Origin of the sequence: Mesorhizobium sp. M4A.F.Ca.ET.050.02.1.1 (genome assembly GCF_003997725.1) — a bacterium.
GTDB lineage: Bacteria > Pseudomonadota > Alphaproteobacteria > Rhizobiales > Rhizobiaceae > Mesorhizobium.
Genome location: NZ_RZSG01000838.1, coordinates 1 through 2,506, shown reverse-complemented (window position 1 = coordinate 2,506; position 2,506 = coordinate 1). Strand labels below are relative to the sequence as shown.

General features: G+C 66.4%; 4 protein-coding genes. 1 reads left to right on the top strand and 3 read right to left on the bottom strand.

Features of this window, described 5'->3' with window-relative positions; translation table 11 throughout:
* On the top strand, nucleotides 1–459 hold a 459-nt coding region (locus EOA33_RS31990; RefSeq protein WP_190234435.1), incomplete at its 5' end, for an FAD binding domain-containing protein.
* A gap of 69 nt (nucleotides 460–528) precedes the next feature.
* Here the strand turns inward: EOA33_RS31990 and EOA33_RS31985 are convergent.
* From EOA33_RS31985 to EOA33_RS31975, 3 genes are all read right to left on the bottom strand, one after another.
* Nucleotides 529–1,017, bottom strand: coding sequence for an SRPBCC family protein (locus tag EOA33_RS31985; RefSeq protein WP_126054177.1), 489 nt, complete (start codon nucleotides 1,015–1,017; stop codon nucleotides 529–531).
* Nucleotides 1,018–1,093: 76 nt separating this feature from the next.
* Nucleotides 1,094–1,588: a GNAT family N-acetyltransferase gene (locus EOA33_RS31980; RefSeq protein ID WP_126054178.1), complete on the bottom strand. Its 495-nt coding sequence runs from the start codon at nucleotides 1,586–1,588 to the stop codon at nucleotides 1,094–1,096.
* Between the two features lie 16 nt (nucleotides 1,589–1,604).
* Entirely contained in the window at nucleotides 1,605–2,363 is a 759-nt protein-coding gene (locus EOA33_RS31975; RefSeq protein ID WP_245482499.1) for a copper homeostasis protein CutC, read from the bottom strand.
* Nucleotides 2,364–2,506: the final 143 nt, after the last annotated feature.

Here is a 2,506-nt window from a genome sequence, read left to right as displayed (position 1 = left end):
GCCAACAACGATCCGGCGGCCGACTATCCGGCGGCACTGCTGGCGCTGGGGGCCACGATCGTGACCAACAAACGCGAGATCGCCGCCGACAAGTTCTTCAAGGGCCTGTTCGAGACGGCGCTGAAGGATGGCGAGATCATCACGGCGGTGAGCTTCACCGCGCCGGCCAAGGCGGCCTACGAAAAGTTCCGCAACCCGGCCTCGCGCTATGCGATCGTCGGCGTGTTCGTGGCCAAGGGCAAGGACGGGGTCCGTGCCGCCGTTACCGGCGCCGGCGACGATGGCGTGTTCCGCTCGAAGGAGATTGAGGCGGCGCTGGCGAAGAACTTCGCGGCTGCGGCTCTCGATGGCGTGAAGGTGCCGGCGAAGAACCTGATGAGCGACATCCACGCTTCGGCGGAGTACCGGGCCAATCTAATCGCGGTCATGGCCAAGCGCGCTGTTGCCGCCGCCGGCTGACACTTGCCATCACGTGAATAGAGAAGGGGCCGTTATGGCCCCCTTTTCGCCGCCGTCGCTGGGCCTGGATCAGGCTGCCTGGCGATTTTTCCGTCCGGACAGATAGCGGCGCAGGCCGGCTTCGCCACGCGGCGTCGTCCAGCGGTGGTTCCAGGCAAAGGCCTGCCTCAGCAGTGGCGCCAGAAACTTCAGGATCGGCCTCAGCACCGTGACCTGCCAGATCAGGTTGACCCGGGTGCCATTCCCCGAGGGCGACAGCTCCGCCCGCCACAGACCGTCGAAATCGCCAAAGGTCTTGACCACCACAAGCCGGCCGGGTTCGAGCTCGGCCGCCTCGATGATGAAGTTCAGTTCGTAGGGCAGGGCGCCGCGGGCGCGGGCCCTGGCCCGCGAGCCGACCACGCCCTTGCCCTTCTTGTCGAGCGGCACGACCTCCTTGTAGACGTCGCCCCACCAGAGCGGAAGCAACTCGGCGTCGGACAGCACATCCCACACTTCCTGCGGCGTCGCTTCTGGAATGTCCCAGCGCTCGTCGAAGCGGAAGACGTTGCTTGGCATCACGGTTCGCCCCCAGTGGCGGAGACGATCACTTTAGCGACGGCTTGTTTCATGCGCCAGTGCCGCTCGCCGGCGCTCAGGCGAGTTGTCGGAGGTAGTAGCGCACGGCCTTCTTGCCGCCATGGATGACCGCGTCGCCGACCTCGGCGAATCCCAGCGCCGCATGAAAGGCGTCCGAAGCCGGATTGGGCGGATCGGCATTCACCTCGCAGGTGACGATCGCTTGGCCGGAGCGCGCGACATACTCGAACAGATCCTCGTAGAGCCGGCGGGCATGGCCAAGGCCGCGCGCCGCTGCGGCGACGACGACCCGGTCGACATAGACGAAGCGCGGGTAGCGTTCGCGGAACCAGAGGAAGTTCGGGCTGTCGTAGTCGGCGTCCTGGTCGAAGGTCATGATGAAGGCCTCGAGCGCGCCAATGCGGCGCGCATAAAACGCCTCTCCGAGCAGGAAGGAGAGCCGCTCGGCTTCAAGCCAGGACAGTTCCGCCGCATGCTCGTTGTTGAGCGCGAGGATGGCGGGCTCATCTTCGGGCGAAACGCGGTCGATCGGCGAGCGTCCTTCGGTCATCGCATCTTCCCCGGGGTCAGGCCCTGACGGCCGCGATGGTCGCCGCCACCAATGCCCCGTCGGTCACCGTGGTTCGGTATTCGCGGTCGAGATCGCTGCCGCCCATGCCGACGCGCGGGTTGCGGTAGCGCATGGCGCTCGGCACATCGGCAAGTGCCGCGAAATGCATTTCCTTCAGCCCGGTCCTGGCGAGCACCTCGGCGATATTGTCGGGATCGAGCCCGCCGCAGCCGAGGATGATGATGCGCTCGCCAGCCTGGCGGACGAGCGCGGCCAGAAGCTCGGCGCCCTCCAGTGCCGAGTCGCGCTGGCCGCTGGTCAGCACGCGGCCGACCTTGCAGCGGACCAGTGCCTCGAGTGCCTCGGCCGGGTCGCGCGTCATGTCGAAGGCGCGGTGGCAGGTGACGTTGAGCGCGCCAGCCGCACGCGCCAGTTCACCCATGCGGGTCTCGTCGATGGTGCCGTCGGCGATCAGGCAGCCGACGACGACGCCGGCGACGCAGAGGTCGGCAAGCGCGCTGACATCGGCGAGCATCGAACGGTATTCGGCCTCGCTATAGAGGAAATCGCCGCCGCGCGGCCTGACGATGACGTGGAACGGAATGGTGGCAAGCTCGAGCGCCGCGCGCACAGTGCCGAGGCTCGGCGTGATGCCGCCTTCGACCAGGCTGGCGCAGAGTTCGACCCGGTCGGCGCCGGCGGCCTGCGCGGCAAGCAGCCCGTCAATGCCTTCGACACAGAGCTCGATCAGGGTTGGCTGAGAATTCTTGGTCAAGATGCGGTCCGTCCGTATTTTCGGCGACAGCCCTAGCATCGGGTCCGCTGCCGTGAAAGCGGCAATGATCGGTCCAGCAGGCGGCGGGCGGCCTGCATTCGACAAGGTATGCTTGACAATTCAATAACTGAGGAGTTATGAGT